This is a genomic window from Petroclostridium sp. X23 (assembly GCF_030013905.1).
In the GTDB taxonomy this organism is placed as follows: Bacteria; Bacillota; Clostridia; order SK-Y3; family SK-Y3; genus X23.
In genome coordinates this window covers 5,256,252-5,271,361 of record NZ_CP124862.1, presented here as the reverse complement: position 1 = coordinate 5,271,361, position 15,110 = coordinate 5,256,252, and the positions used below count along the sequence as shown (strand labels likewise).

Annotated in this window: 17 protein-coding genes; all 17 read right to left on the bottom strand. The window is 38.2% G+C overall.

Features of this window, described 5'->3' with window-relative positions; translation table 11 throughout:
* The 17 genes from flhA to QKW49_RS24615 all read right to left on the bottom strand — a co-directional run bounded on the left by flhA (window position 1) and on the right by QKW49_RS24615 (window position 15,095).
* Window positions 1-2,031: a flagellar biosynthesis protein FlhA gene (gene flhA / locus QKW49_RS24695; protein WP_282865295.1), complete on the bottom strand. Its 2,031-nt coding sequence runs from the start codon at window positions 2,029-2,031 to the stop codon at window positions 1-3.
* 290 nt (window positions 2,032-2,321) lie between these two features.
* Entirely contained in the window at window positions 2,322-3,425 is a 1,104-nt protein-coding gene (gene flhB, locus QKW49_RS24690; protein ID WP_282865294.1) for a flagellar biosynthesis protein FlhB, read from the bottom strand.
* Complete coding sequence (gene fliR / locus QKW49_RS24685) at window positions 3,422-4,210, bottom strand: flagellar biosynthetic protein FliR (RefSeq protein WP_282865293.1); 789 nt, start codon at window positions 4,208-4,210, stop codon at window positions 3,422-3,424. Before fliR ends, flhB begins: the two co-directional genes overlap by 4 nt.
* Before the next feature lie 11 nt (window positions 4,211-4,221).
* Window positions 4,222-4,491: a flagellar biosynthesis protein FliQ gene (gene fliQ, locus QKW49_RS24680; protein WP_282865292.1), complete on the bottom strand. Its 270-nt coding sequence runs from the start codon at window positions 4,489-4,491 to the stop codon at window positions 4,222-4,224.
* Window positions 4,492-4,516: 25 nt separating this feature from the next.
* Window positions 4,517-5,284: a flagellar type III secretion system pore protein FliP gene (gene fliP / locus QKW49_RS24675; protein WP_282865291.1), complete on the bottom strand. Its 768-nt coding sequence runs from the start codon at window positions 5,282-5,284 to the stop codon at window positions 4,517-4,519.
* Window positions 5,277-5,765: a flagellar biosynthetic protein FliO gene (locus tag QKW49_RS24670; protein ID WP_282865290.1), complete on the bottom strand. Its 489-nt coding sequence runs from the start codon at window positions 5,763-5,765 to the stop codon at window positions 5,277-5,279. Before QKW49_RS24670 ends, fliP begins: the two co-directional genes overlap by 8 nt.
* A 19-nt stretch (window positions 5,766-5,784) precedes the next feature.
* Window positions 5,785-6,147 (bottom strand): response regulator, encoded by a 363-nt coding sequence (locus QKW49_RS24665; protein WP_282865289.1) that lies wholly within the window; start codon window positions 6,145-6,147, stop codon window positions 5,785-5,787.
* 47 nt (window positions 6,148-6,194) lie between these two features.
* Entirely contained in the window at window positions 6,195-7,337 is a 1,143-nt protein-coding gene (fliY, locus tag QKW49_RS24660; RefSeq protein WP_282865288.1) for a flagellar motor switch phosphatase FliY, read from the bottom strand.
* Window positions 7,330-8,325, bottom strand: coding sequence for a flagellar motor switch protein FliM (gene fliM, locus QKW49_RS24655; RefSeq protein ID WP_282865287.1), 996 nt, complete (start codon window positions 8,323-8,325; stop codon window positions 7,330-7,332). The genes fliY and fliM overlap by 8 nt, the downstream gene beginning before the upstream one ends.
* A gap of 13 nt (window positions 8,326-8,338) precedes the next feature.
* Window positions 8,339-8,788 (bottom strand): flagellar basal body-associated FliL family protein, encoded by a 450-nt coding sequence (locus QKW49_RS24650; RefSeq protein WP_282865286.1) that lies wholly within the window; start codon window positions 8,786-8,788, stop codon window positions 8,339-8,341.
* Window positions 8,781-9,587: an OmpA family protein gene (locus tag QKW49_RS24645; RefSeq protein WP_282865285.1), complete on the bottom strand. Its 807-nt coding sequence runs from the start codon at window positions 9,585-9,587 to the stop codon at window positions 8,781-8,783. Before QKW49_RS24645 ends, QKW49_RS24650 begins: the two co-directional genes overlap by 8 nt.
* Window positions 9,584-10,381, bottom strand: a complete 798-nt coding sequence (locus tag QKW49_RS24640; RefSeq protein WP_282865284.1) for a MotA/TolQ/ExbB proton channel family protein — start codon at window positions 10,379-10,381, stop codon at window positions 9,584-9,586. Before QKW49_RS24640 ends, QKW49_RS24645 begins: the two co-directional genes overlap by 4 nt.
* Before the next feature lie 68 nt (window positions 10,382-10,449).
* Window positions 10,450-10,659 (bottom strand): flagellar FlbD family protein, encoded by a 210-nt coding sequence (locus tag QKW49_RS24635; protein WP_282865283.1) that lies wholly within the window; start codon window positions 10,657-10,659, stop codon window positions 10,450-10,452.
* Window positions 10,660-10,738: 79 nt separating this feature from the next.
* Window positions 10,739-12,214 (bottom strand): flagellar hook protein FlgE, encoded by a 1,476-nt coding sequence (locus QKW49_RS24630; protein ID WP_282865282.1) that lies wholly within the window; start codon window positions 12,212-12,214, stop codon window positions 10,739-10,741.
* Window positions 12,215-12,290: 76 nt separating this feature from the next.
* On the bottom strand, window positions 12,291-12,683 hold the full coding sequence (locus QKW49_RS24625; protein WP_282865281.1) for a TIGR02530 family flagellar biosynthesis protein: 393 nt from the start codon (window positions 12,681-12,683) through the stop codon (window positions 12,291-12,293).
* A 17-nt stretch (window positions 12,684-12,700) separates the two neighbouring features.
* Window positions 12,701-13,537, bottom strand: a complete 837-nt coding sequence (locus QKW49_RS24620) for a flagellar hook capping FlgD N-terminal domain-containing protein (protein ID WP_282865280.1) — start codon at window positions 13,535-13,537, stop codon at window positions 12,701-12,703.
* A gap of 94 nt (window positions 13,538-13,631) precedes the next feature.
* The gene (locus tag QKW49_RS24615) at window positions 13,632-15,095 is read right to left on the bottom strand and encodes a flagellar hook-length control protein FliK (protein ID WP_282865279.1); all 1,464 of its coding nucleotides are present in this window, start codon (window positions 15,093-15,095) and stop codon (window positions 13,632-13,634) included.
* Window positions 15,096-15,110 lie beyond the last annotated feature (15 nt).

The window sequence follows — 15,110 nt, the reverse complement described above, 5'->3', positions numbered from 1 at the left end:
TTATACACTCACCATTCCAATAGACTGTATCTCAATCGCAGGGTCCAGTTCATTATACGAAAGTACAATTAATCCCGGAATCGCCTGTTCAGTTAATCTTTTAAAATACAACCTTACAACAGGAGAAGTCAAAATAATAGGCTGTTGCCCTGTTGCCAGTATTTTCTGAACCTGCTTATAGACCCTGTTAACAACCTCCTGTGAATAATTCGGGTCAAGTGTTAAGTAAGATCCATGTTCGGTACTTTGAACCGCGTCCATAATTTTTTGTTCTAATTTCGGGTCTAATGTAATCACGTTCGTTCTACCTTTACCGATAAATTTACTGCATATTGATCTTCCTAATCCTTGTCGGACATATTCTGTCAACATATCAGAATCTCTTGTGACTGTTACATAATCTGCCAGCGTTTCCAATATACTTGCCAGATCTCTGACTGATATACCTTCTTTTAGCAAGTTGGCTAATACCTTTTGTACCTCTCCAATTGACATCTGTTTTGGAACAAGTTCCTCAACGAGAGCAGGATGACTGTGTTTCAAATTATCAATTAAAGCCTGTACATCTTGCCTACTGAGCAGTTCGTGCGCATACTTCTTAATAATTTCAGTTAAATGGGTTGCGATAATAGATGGCGGATCAACCACTGTATATCCTAATATTTCAGCTCGTTCCCTCTGACTTTCATTGATCCATATGGCGGGAAGACCAAATGCCGGCTCAACGGTTTTGATGCCATCGATATCCTCATCAACTGTTCCCGGATTCATAGCCAAATAGTGATCAAACATAAGCTCACCTGTCGAAACTTCAACCCCTTTTATTTTAATCACATATTCATTTGGACTTAGCTGAATGTTATCTCTTAATCGAATAATAGGTACTACGATTCCTAACTCCAGAGCCAGCTGTCGCCTTATCATAACAACCCGGTCCAGAAGGTCGCCACCTTGATTTACATCTGCCAGCGGAATAATTCCATATCCAAACTCCAGCTCTATAGGATCGATTTGCAGCAGAGACACAACATTTTCGGGTTTTCTTATCTCCTCTACTTCGCTTTCTTCCACTTCTATTTCTTCCTGCATTTCACTCTGTTCTAACGTCTTTCTCATATTATATCCCGCGATTGCCAACATAATGGCTAATATCAGAAACGGCAAAAAGGGTAAACCGGGAATAATCGCCATCAAACCCGCAACTCCGCTTGCTAGAAACATCACCATTGGATTTTGAAAGATTTGTTTTATCAAATCATTTCCTAAATTGGAATCGGATGCTGCTCTTGTTACGATGATACCTGTAGCCGTCGAAATAAGCAATGCAGGAATTTGGCTAACCAAACCATCTCCGACCGTAAGGTTTGTATATTTATTGAGTACGCTTGCTAATTGTCCTTCTTGTCTCATTGCCCCCATGATAAAACCTGCTATAATATTTATAACCGTAATGATAATACCTGCAATCGCATCTCCTTTTACAAACTTACTGGCACCATCCATTGCTCCATAAAAGTCTGCTTCCCTTTGGATGTTTTTTCTGCGTTCCTTTGCTTCTATATCATTTATTAATCCGGCATTCAGGTCGGCATCAATCGCCATCTGCTTTCCGGGCATTGCATCAAGCGTAAACCTTGCGGCAACTTCAGATACTCTTTCCGAACCTTTTGTAATAACCAAAAATTGTACGATGGTTATAATTAAAAATACAATAAAACCAACCACTACATTTCCTTGAATTACAAAAGTGGCAAATGCAGTCACTACATTACCGGGATCACCCGTTGACAGTATTAATTTCGTGGAAGAAATATTAAGTGCCAATCTATATAAAGTTGTTATCAATAACAAAGAAGGAAATACTGAAAAACCCAGAGCATCCTCTGCATATATGGTATTTAGCAAAATCACTACTGCCAAAGATATATTAATTGCAAGTAAAATATCCAGTAGTCCGGGTGGCACAGGTATGATAATAATTAATATAATTGCGATGATAATGATTGCAACCGCTATATCCTTAAATTTCAATATTGTCCCCCTTCCCCGTTATTTATTAATGTACAATGGACAAGTACAAATTAATGTACAATGGACAATGTACATTGTACAATTTTTCACTAATTCGTTAGCTTGATATTAATTACTTACTATCTGCTACATATTACTTACTCTTAGTTGTTCGTTGCTCACTATTTATTACTTATCATTGGTTGTTCACTATTCACTATTAGTTATTCACTATTAATTGTTCACTTCTGGTTTTTCATTGTCCATTGTCCATTGTCCATTATCCATTAATTAGTCCATAGTACATTATTTTACACTATTTTGTTTTTTAGGCTATATACAAACGCAAGAACTTCGGCCACTGCCTGGAATAGTTCTTCGGGAATTTTCTCTCCTATATCTGCAGAATCATACAGTGCCCTTGCCAAGGGCTTATTTTCTACAATTTCAACCCTATTTTCTTTGGCAATTTCTTTAATCCTAAGTGCTATATAATCCTGTCCTTTTGCCAACACAATGGGTGCATCGGCAGTTTTTGCATCATACTTGATTGCTATGGCAAAATGTGTCGGATTGGTAATAACTACATCTGCCTTAGGTATGTCCGACATCATTCTCCTCATAGATATTTCTCTCTGCTTTTGTTTTATCTTAGACTTTATTTGCGGGTTTCCTTCGGTTTGCTTATATTCTTCTTTTACTTCCTGCTTAGACATCATCATACTTTTTTCATGCTGCTTCCACTGGAAGATATAATCTATAATACCAATGACCATCAACACTACTCCCATTCGGAGAGCTACATTAATCACTATTTGTCCAATATAGACTGCAATGGACATGACTTCCATATCCATAAGGTTAACTACTGAGCCAGCCTCTTTTTTAATATACGTAAAAGCGATATATCCTACAATCATAATTTTCGCTAAAGATTTAGCGAGTTCCATCAAAGCTTGCGCCGAAAACATTCTCTTAAAGCCCTGAATCGGATTAAGTTTATCCAGCTTAGGCTCAAGGGTTTTTGTAGTAAACAGAAAACCTACCTGCGCATAACTCGCCGCTAATCCGGCTATCAGTACTACACCTAGAATAGGAGCGATTACCTTTAATATCAACAGGATACTTTCCATTACCAGGGACCAGAAACTACCCTGCGCCAATATCTCTTTATTAATTGTATACTGTATAAATACCTTTTTAGTAAACTGTGTGATATTATCGAATATAAAACCGCCTGACATCTTGAGGGTCAAGAAAGCTAAAATAAGCAGAATAGCTGACTTGATTTCTCTACTCTGCAGTACTTGCCCTTTTTCTCTGGCTTGTGACTTCCTTTTCGGTGTTGCTTTTTCGGTTTTATCATCGGTATCTGCAAATAATTGTATATTTACTTTTAAATATTCAGGATTCATTGTTTAACCATATCCTTTAATACTGCTTCCAAATCCTTATACATACCATTTAAGATTACTTCCATAATAATAGGAAATACTGCTACTGTGATTATTAATACACCTATCCCAATGACGATCTTCAAAGGCATTCCGACAACAAATACGTTCATCTGCGGTACGGTCCTGGCCAAGATGCCAAGCGCTACATCAGTAATAAAGACTGCTGCAATAATAGGCGATGCTATTTTAAAACCTATAATAAACATATCCCCAAACATCTTTACCATGTTATCTAGCAAAGCAGTCGTTACTGCCCCTTCACCGATAGGCAAAACCTTGTAACTGTAAAATATGGAAGAAATAATCATATGGTGGCCATCTAATGCTAAAAACATCATCATTGAGATAATAAAATAAAAATTGGCAATTACAGGTATCTGTATATTCGTTTGAGGATCAAGAACGTTTACCATTCCAAATCCAATCTGCATATCGATAATCTGCCCTGCAACGTAAAGGGCCGAAAAAGCCATATATGATACAAATCCAAGGATCAGCCCTATGCAAAATTCATTGAATACCAACATAACAAATTGTAAAATATGCTGTTCTGCTAATATGCCGTTTGCTTCCAGCGTAGGTGTGATAATCATTGCTAACATTAGACCAAATCCGATTTTAAATATATTCGGCATGTTTTTTCTTCCAAATATAGGAGAAATAACAAATAAAGCCGTCACCCTTACTAAAACAAGCAGAAATATATCGATATACTCCAAAACACTTCCGAATAGAATATTCATTTGCTACGCCCTTATTTCAAATAGTTATTGATATTCAAAAATAGATTTTGAGTAAACTCTACAGCTACTGACAGCATCCACGGACCAAAAACGATAACCGATCCCAATACAACGAGGATCTTTGGAATAAAAGCCAGCGTTTGTTCCTGTATTTGCGTAGTAGCTTGAAATATACTGACGGCAAGCCCCACAAGCAGGCCTAGCCCCAACATGGGACCAGCTATCAGCAGAACCGTAAAAAGCGCATTTTGTGCTAAATCAATTACCAAACCTTGGTCCATAACCTACAGCACTCCTCAGCATCTATTATCTAAAACTCATCACGATAGATTGCGTAATTAAATTCCATCCATCTACCATGACAAACAATAATACCTTAAAAGGCAGAGAAATCATAATTGGCGGCAGCATCATCATCCCCATAGACATCAATGTACTTGCAACTACCATATCTATAACCAAAAACGGAATATATATCAAAAATCCAAATTGAAAAGCAGTTTTTAGCTCACTAATAATAAATGCCGGAATCACTGCTTTAGTAGGGATATCTTCCTTAGTCTCAACTTCTTCCACACCGGATAAAGTTACAAATAATGCCAGATCTTTTTCTCTGGTATTATTTAACATAAATTCACGTAACGGCAGAATCGCCCGTTGTATTGCAATATCCTGACTGATTTCCTCTCTTAAGTAGGGCTGGATTGCCTGATCATTTATTGTGGTACCAATAGGTGCCATAATAAATAAAGTCAAAAATAGTGCCAGCCCTACCAACACCTGATTAGGAGGCGTCTGTTGCGTTCCAAGTGCATTACGCAGAAACGACAGGATGATAATAATCCGGGTAAATGAAGTCATCATAATTAAGATGGCTGGAGCTAGAGATAAGATGGTCAGTATAAATAATATCTGTAAACTAGCAGCTACATCCTGGGGATTCTCAGCCGGACCCAAATCCATATTTAACCGCGGAATCGGATATTCCGGTGCAGCTAACGCAGCAGAATTCACTGCCATCGCAATAAAAATAAATAGTACTATTCCCACTTTTACACGGATTGTTTTATTCATTAATGTTTTCATCCTTACCTATATCGTTGCCGGCAAACCTCTTTAAAGAATCTTTTAATTTCGAAACATTCCGTACTACACTAGCGTTATGACTGTCCTGGTGACGAACTTCTGTTGTTGAAATTTTATCTGCGGCTGTCATTTTCTTAACATAGTTCAGAAACATACTGTAGAAGTCCGACTGACCGACATTCTCTTTATTGGTTTCCTCGATATGAGAGATATCCACTTCTGTCAAAAACTCTATAGATTTTCCAGCTGATGCAATTAAAATGTACTTCTCTTCCACCTTCACCAGATAAATACATTTATCAAATCCCAAAGACAATGTTTCTATTACTTGCATATGACCGCTTCTCATAGAATTCAAACTTTTTTGTCCAACATATTTTGTTGTGATATAAGCTAAAAATAACAAACACGCGAAGACGATCAATCCTAAAACACTCTTTAAAATCAGTTCGATTCCTTGTGGTGGCATAGATAATCCTCTTTCCCACTTAACCTATTACTTTCTTTACGGCCTCAATAACACGTTCTGCTTGGAACGGTTTTACTATAAAGTCTCTTGCTCCGGCTTGTATGGACTCAATAACCATCGCCTGTTGTCCCATTGCGGAGCACATGATAATCTTTGCTTCACCATTGATTTTTTTAATTTCTTTTACTGCTTGTATCCCATCTACTTCAGGCATGGTAATATCCATGATTACCAAATCGGGAGTTAATTCCTTGTACTTTTCAATGGCTTTCGCACCATTTTCACCTTCGCCTACAACTTCAAATCCATTTTTTGTGAGAATATCTTTAATCATCATGCGCATAAATGCTGCATCATCTACAACAAGAATTCTATTAGCCATGTTATTTCCTCTCCTTATCCTTTTATATCATAAATATATTATGAAAATTATAAACGCTTTGAAGGATTGACAATATCGGTTATTCTTACACCAAAGCTTTCATCGATAACTACTACTTCTCCCTTGGCAATACTTTTACCGTTCACCAGAATATCAATAGGCTCTCCTGCCAACTTGTCCAATTCAATAATGGAACCGGGAGCGAATTCCAGTATGTCTCTGATTAATCTTTGGGTTCTTCCCAGCTCAACGGTGATTTCCAACGGAACATCCATAATCAGACTGATATTCTCTCTATCAGTCGTAATTCTATTGTCGTCAAACGCTTGGAATTGCACCGGTTGAACGTTTACCGGCGTTGGTCTTGGTTCTACAGTATTTTGCCGCGTACTCATATCCATACCCGTTGTATGATTCTTTTGCTCAGGTGCTGCTGAATACATGGGCTGCTCCTGTTGTCTTGGAGGTGCAGGAGGAACAGCGCGCGTTTCCTCCTGTTGTCGAACCGGTGGGTCCTGCGTTGTCGGTTGCAATAAGTTATCAACTAATGATCTGGCAAAGTCAAGAGGGAGCAATTGCATAATCTCACTATCAATCAGATTGCCAATTACCATTCTAAAAGCGACTTTAACAAACTTTTCGTCATAGTCAAACTCCCCATATGGCGCATCCGTTTGAAAATTAATAACAAATGCATGAGGAGGCGAAATATCTATTGTCTTATTAAACATAGACGACATGGAGGTGGATGATGATCCTACCATTTGATTCATCGCTTCGCCAATTGCGCTCAAATGAAGCTCTGATAACTCAGCCGACGTGTTACTTCCATCTCCACCCATCATCAGGTCGGTAATTACTTTTACATCTTCTTCTTTTAATATTAAAAGATTTATTCCTTGCAAACCTTTAGTATATTCAACTTTCACAGCAACGTAAGGAACGGTGTGGTGTTGTGATAACTGTTTCCATGTACTGACAGAAACTTTGGGCGTAGTGATTAACACTTTTTGACCTAATAATGTAAAAAGCGTAGTAGCCGCAGTTCCCATGCTGATATTACCAATCTCACCCAACGCATCTGATTCTTCGGGAGAAAAATTAATATCTTCTTCCGGCTGAGAAATATCCAAATCGGCAGTTCCATTCAATAATGCATCTATCTCAGCTTGGGACAGCATTTCACTCATCTTGATCTTCCTCCTTTCGTAATATATCGGTAATCTTTACACTCACTCTATTCTTTCTAACACCTGGCCTTCCATTAAATTTATGGTTATTGCCTATCATAATCGCTAGGTCTGAGTTAACTGTTGTATCTAACTGAATGACGTCACCCTTTTGAAGTTCTATGAAATCTCCAACAGAAATACCGGCTTTCCCCAATATTACCTTAATAGGTATACTGGTATCCTCGATCTTCTTTTCAATGTTCTTTTTTGATTGAGGTGTAATTTCCTTCTCAATGGAAGCAAACCAATACTTGGTACTCAATTTTGATAAAACAGATTCCAGAACCAAGTGAGGAATACAAATGTTTAACATTCCTTTGACATCCCCGACTTTTGTATCGAGTGTAATCAAAGCAACCATCTCATTAGGCGATATGATTTGTGCAAACTGTGAGTTGGTTTCTATCCTATCCAACCTGGGTTTCAACTCAATGACATTTTCCCAAGGTTCCTTCAATAGGTTCAACAGTTGATTGACCACACGCTCAACAATAGATAATTCAATCTCTGTAAATCCTCTTATTTTATCAACTCCTAGGCCTTTTCCTCCGAGAATTCTATCTACAATTGCGAAAATAATATTTGGGTTAATCTCCAGTATGATATACCCACCCAAAGGCATGAAGTCTACAAGCGCCAATATCGCCGGATTGGATATTGAGTTATTGAATTCATGATAACTGATTTCTTCAACAGAAATCACCTCTGTATGCACTAATGTTCTTAAATACGCGGTTAAAAAATTGGTTACATATCGTGCATAGTCTTCATGAATAATATTAAGCGTTCTTAAATGCTCTTTTGCGAACTTGTTTGGTCTTCTAAAATCATACTCTCTTATTTTCTTTTCGTGAGTGGTGGTTTTCATTTGATTTACATCAATTTCACCGGTATTAAGCGCTTTAAGGAGCTCGTCTATTTCGTTTTGTGATAGAATATCTCCCACTATTCACTACCTCCTATTGCACTATAAATTCTTCGAAATATACATCAAGTACTTTATCAGTATTAAAGATACTATTAAAACTTTGTATTATCTCCTTCTTCACAACTTCTTGAGCATCGGGCTTTATCATTTCTTCAGGAGTTTTTGACTTTAAGATGGATATGATATTATCCCGCAACTTTCCATTAAAATTGGTCAATTCAGTCACCATCTTATCATCAGCCACCAGTAATTGAACCCTGATTCGAATCACTTTTTTATCTTTAATGTCTCCTGTATTCAAGTTGGACACAATGGGTTCTCCAGCGACAGAATACATCTTAGCTTTTTTCAAATCATACTTGGGCTTTTCAGCAACTTCCTTATCCTGTCCCCCTGACAGAACTAACCACGCGATCCCAAACGTTATTGCAAGAACCAAAACTAGTATAATTGCAAGCAGGATTATTGTGCTTTTATTCATTGGCCGTACTGCCTCCTTCTTCAGAAGATATTTCATCTATTATATAACTTTTTAAAATAACAATATCGACACGTCTATTTTGTCTTCTTCCTATCTCTGTAGAATTCTCGGCCACAGGATGATACTCACCATATCCGACAGCTGATAGTCTGGTAGGCTCTATGTCCCCTTCTTCAATAAAATATCGAAGAACATTGGTAGCTCTTTTGGCAGATAAATCCCAGTTATCTTGAAACTGTGACGTTCTTATCGGAAGATTATCAGTATGACCTTCAACTCTGATATCTTTGCTAACAGCATTCAGCATACCTGCTATGTATTTTAAAATATTTTTTGCATCAGCCTTCAAATCTGCTTTCCCGGAATCAAACAGTACATTATCTTTAAATCGAATCAACAGTCCCGGTTTTTCTTTTGTGATTTCTACTGAGTCCCCCAGATTGTTTTTATCGATATATGTCTTTAGTTCAAAAAACAGTTTTTCCATATCTTGAGCGTCTTGACTAATATCAGACATACCACCCGGCGTAGTCACATTGTTCACAAAGTCATCTAATTCCGGATAATTATCGTCGCCTTCGGTGGCAAGCGTTTCTTTTGTAACCGAAGTAGCGCCATAGTTAATCCCCAATGATCCCTGGATTGATTTGATAATTTGCTCAAATTTTTGTGTATCTATGGTAGACATTGCAAACAGCAGAACAAAAAAGGTAAGCAGCAGTGTAACCATGTCTCCATAGGTATTCATCCATTCAGGTGAACCTTTTTTTGCTTCGTCAGCATTACGATTCCTTCTCATGCTTCAACACCTACGCCCTCAGCATCTTCCTTCTTTTCAAGACCGCTTCGGATCTTCGGTGATAAGAATGCTTTCAGCTTTTCTTCAATAATTCTTGGGTTTTCTCCTGCTTGAATGGATAACAAACCTTCTATCATAACCTCTTTTAAAAGGATTTCTTCCGCACTTCGCATCTTCAATTTTCCCGCAATCGGACTGCATATAAAATTTGCGATAAGAGTACCATAGAATGTAGTGATAAGAGCTACACCCATGGCCGGCCCAATGCTTGATGGGTCATCCAACTGCTGAAGCATCTGAATCAACCCTATCAATGTGCCGATCATACCGAAAGCTGGTCCTAACGTTCCCATGGTTTCGAATATTCCTTGGCTCTCCTTATGCCGCCCTTCGATAAAAGCAAGTTCGGTTTCAAGGATATTTCTTACCAACTCCGGGTCGGTCCCATCAACAATTAACAAAACACCTTTTTGAAGAAATGTATCGTCTATCTGCGCTCCGGCTTCTTCAAGCGCCAGAAGGCCTTCTTTTCTGGCAATATTAGCCAAACCAATAATTCTTTTAATGATTTCTGTCGGCTCCAACTGCTTTACTTGAAAGACATGTTTTACAGTTTTAAAAGAATTGATAAATTTATCTAAGGGATAACTAATCATGGTGGCACAGAGCGTACCACCAACAACGATCAACATCGAGTTAAAATCTATAAACCAACCTAACGGTCCACCATTTGCGATAGCAAATATAATAAAAAATGCGCCTAGTACAAACCCTAATATGGTTGCAATATCCATTGAGACACCCCACTTAAGCAATATCTAACTCTCATTTAATGCTGCATAATATCCATGTAATCTTTCTACTACTCTGCTTCGGTAATTTCTCTATCTTTATAAAAAATCTTGCTTTTGAATTCTATAATCTTATCTATAACCTCTTCCACCGATTCCGAAATAACAATTTTCTTTCCTGTAGTAGTAGTTATTATAGTATCAGGCGTGGATTCAATATATTCAATCAAATCTGAATTAACATAAAAAACCTTTCCATTGAAGCGAGTCACCTTTATCATATCATAATTCCCCTATATATAACAACAGGAAGTTGGAAAATTAGACATAATAGTCTAATTTTCCAGCTCCCGTTACATTTTATCTTTTAAGATTTACTAACTCTTGCAGCATTTCGTCAGAAGTTGTAATAATCCTCGAATTTGCCTGGAAGCCTCTTTGAGTAGTAATCATTTCGGTGAACTCCTTGGATAAATCCACATTGGACATCTCCAGGGTTCCCGGACTTAACATGCCCGTACCTTCTGCACCGGGTTTAACTGCTCTTTGAAACTCACCCGAGTTACTGGAAGGCATAAACATATTATTCCCAACCTTCTGCAGTCCGGCAGGATTTTCAAAAAAAGCCAAACCAACCATACCTAGCGATTGCATTTGTCCATTGCTGTAGATGCCTGTGATAATACCATCCTGTCCAACGCTTATATTTACCAGCCCGCCGGAGGTATACCCGTTTACATCTGTCGCTTTTACCGAGCTATCTGCTTTAAACTGAGTCAAACTGGAAAAATCCAAACTAACAGGAAAATCATCGGTACCTTGATCCGGTGTTACCATAATATCAGTTGACAGCTTGTTATCTGTAATTAGTGTGGACGCAGGTTCAACGGTGATAGGTTTTCCTACTTCATTAAATACTATCCTGCCCTGTGCCGGTGTGACAGTAGCAGGATCCGTAATAGGAGTCTTGTATCCGGGATTGGTAGCCGCCAGTCCATTTGCTTGATTATATTCAAAATTTACGATAGCCTGATGCGTTTCTTCAGGTATTGTATACCAGAGCCACTCTGTTGATGTCGCTGTCCCTTGATTCTTCATAAAATTTAATGTGATGGTATAATCATTACCCAATTTATCATATACGGTATAAGGTACGCTAAAGGTTTCCGCATCGCTTCTCTCAACTTTTCTAAAGGCTGTCATCGTATTACCTGTAGCAGCAAGTGCTGTAAGTTTTTGAGTAGTATCGTCAGGATCATCAGCATTCGTAAGAACTTCTATAGAAGAATCCAAATTTCCTTCAAACACGGCTTTTGAAGTTTCTTTTGCCGATATAATTCTCTTCCCATTATAAATATTTATGGCCTCAAGGTCCTGTTGTGTATCTATTTCTCCCGTCTTTGAATCCCTATCCCATCCATAAACATTCATACCGTCAGCCGTTACAAGGTTTCCCAGCTTATCGATACCGAAATTTCCGGCACGGGTAAAACGGTAAGTATCGGCACTTCCGCTTCTAACAATAAAAAAACCATCTCCATCTATCGCCAGATCGGTTGTATTGTCGGTTCTTTGCAAGCTTCCGCGTGTATGGACGGTATCAATAGCCGCTACCGAAATTCCCAAGCCTACCTGCATAGGATTGGTACCGCCGCGGCCGGTAGCATCATCGGGTGCACTTGAACCCTTTATAGTTTGACTGAATATTTCTTGAAAAGTCACACGGCCTGATTTGAAACCTACCGTATTAACATTAGCTATATTATTACCGATCACGTCCATCTTCGTCTGGTGTGCTCTTAATCCTGTTACACCAGAGAACATTGATCTCATCATATATTTTTGACCTCCTTTAATGTGCTATTCCATCCGTCAATCAGGAATAGTTAGCCTCCTGTAAAGGTCCGGCTATTTAAATAATCACTGCCCCATCAATATTTGTAAAAACGCTCTCTTTTAAGTCATCATTATTTACAGCGGTAATCACAGTCTTATTTTTCACGCTTACCACAAAAGCCAGATCATCCATCAGTACCAGTGACTCTTTCACTCCCTTTTGCTCCGCTTTGGCCACTGCATCTGTGATTCGTTGCTTTTGTTCCGCATCAATATGTATATTTCTGGATCTCAAGCGCGCTTCCGCATGCTTAGAGAATTTTAATTCACCGGTCAGCTTTTGTCTAAGTAAATCTTCAAAGTTGCTCTTACCGGCTTCTTGTTTTTGCTCTGCAGAAGATTTAACCGGAAAAATTGTTTTTCCTGTTGTCACAACTCGATTGTTCAATATTTTATTTAATTCACTCATCTTATTTCCTCCTGCGCTTATCTGATTTTCAGGATATTATGGGCAGGAATCTTGATTTCATCCATGATAGCATTGGTAATTTCGCCTTGTTCATTCATTTCGTAATGCTTTATTAATCCATTGACTGTAACCTTAGACTGTATTTCGCCATTTTCGTCCTTTTGAACCACAACAGCTGTTATTTGTTCACCCTTCTCCATCTTCTCCTGAAGATAGCTTTCCAAATTCGTAAATGTGGCCTTTTCTTCCTCACTCAGCATGACATCATCGATCATCGCATTGACGTTATTAACAACAGAATATACCGTGCCGTTAATTAATTCGAGAGAAGATACATCCCCGGAAAGATTTTGGGTCTTAAGGGTTTCAGCATCAATAAAAGCAGCTGTAATATTTTTGCCGATAATATCGGTAAAATCTGCGATTTCACCAAACTCATAATCGGTAGGTTCGTATACGTCGGTAATATCATCTACCAGTATATCACGCCCTTCAACCACCGCATAAGCTTTTCCATTGGATAACCTGACGCTCTCCACCAGTCCTTCCACTACCTGAAGCTCACCGGTATCTTCATTCTTTACGGTTGCTGTAATTTCTTTACCAATCATACTAAACGCCTTTATACTGGTAAAGGTAGTGTTCATATTCTGCATTTGCTCCAGTGATGAGAATTGCGCCATTTGCGCGATAAATTCCTTATCTTCCATCGGTTTAAGCGGATCTTGATATTTAAGCTGTGTAACCAGAAGATTTAAAAAGTCATCTTTACCTAATTCTCCAGTTTTTCTCTCCGCCGGCAAGGTAAAATAATTTTCAGTAATTTGACTCCCGTTTACTTGCGATGTTGACATATTTTCCCCCCCATCTTGTTGTTTACTTGTTATCTACTTCCAACATGCTGTGTTTCTATCTTTTGACATCACTCACTAAGAACAAGCAAGTGTGTTAAGCGCTAAAATCTACACTGCTGTCCGACCATTGATAAGGGCTGGTCGTTGATGGATGAATATCGTAGTATCCTGTAACAACATCATCTTGTTCTTTCCGGTCAGTAACTTTTCTTACTTTTCCTTTGCTTTCTTTTTCAAAAGCCTGACCTTGTTGATTCTGATTTCCGACCGACACGCTAAAACCCTTAACATTCAACCCTTGACTTTCCAATGCGTCTCTAAGCTGTGAAAGGTTCGCCTCAATAATCTCTTTCACCTGCTGGCTTTCCGCTGTAAATTGCGCTACCATCATCCCTCTTTCAGTTACAATTTTAAGCGATAATTTACCTAAGTTGTCAGGTTTTAATTGCATGACCATTTCTGACCGATCGTCAGTAAGCGTAACCTTCGCGTTGTCTACAACCTGCTTCATAATATTTTCTTTGGAAGCTCCCTGCATGTCCATTTGTTTCTTAACTGCTTCCACACCGATATTGCTATTTCCAGTATTTAGTACATTATTAAAAGGCATTACTTCTTCCTCAGTGTTTTGAGGTTTAGATACAAGATTCAGAACCGTTACTTTTCCGCCTAAGTTAGAATTACTGTTGCCGAAACCACTACCCTTGTCACCATCTTCATTGCTATCTAGTACTTCATTTGCCGGCTGGACAGCATTCTCATTTTCCTGGTCACTTTGATCATGGATATTGTTTTGCTGAGCATTTAATTTTTGACTGGCACTCAGCGTATTCATGTCATTCATCGTTTGATTGATTGCTGCCTCCGCAGTATGAACAGAAGATTTTAACCCTTCAAGTTCACCATTGACTTCAGATGCTTTCTGCATTAAAAGCTCCATTGCCTCCGAAGAAAAGACTTTTGTTTGAAGCTTCTGCATTTGCAGCAGTTCTTCAAGACGTTCCATCACACTTGTCAGCTTATTGATTATTACCGGTGTCATCGTCTCGGAATTGCTATCTGCACTACTTAACACTCCCATGATTTGCTCAATATTGCTTAACTTTTCTTGAACAGCTTCCATCAAAGCTTGCATATCCGACGCGCTTAGTATTTGGTTTTCTATGTCTTCCGCTACTTCACCATTCATTAATTGTTCAATGAATTCAATACTTACTCCGGACATCTGTGCTAATGTAGATATTTCTTTTTCATTTAATTTCTTATTTTCATCTTGATCAATTTCTTCTTTATCAAACTTCTTTTTCTGTATTGCGCTCTGTTTGCGTGTTGTTTCTCTCAAATCCTTTTGAGTATCAGTGCTTTTTGATGTAAAGCTTGAGGAAACGCTCCTGTATTTTGTATTCAGATTTTCAGTATTGGGATCCCTTAAATCACTTTTCTTTTTAGCCTGATTAAAGAGCGCATTAAAATCGCTAGTGTACGTTTTACTATAATTATCTGTTTTATTGATAGAAGCGTACTTATTGGAAAACGAAATCGCAAATTGATTTGTCATTATTTCTCACCTCCT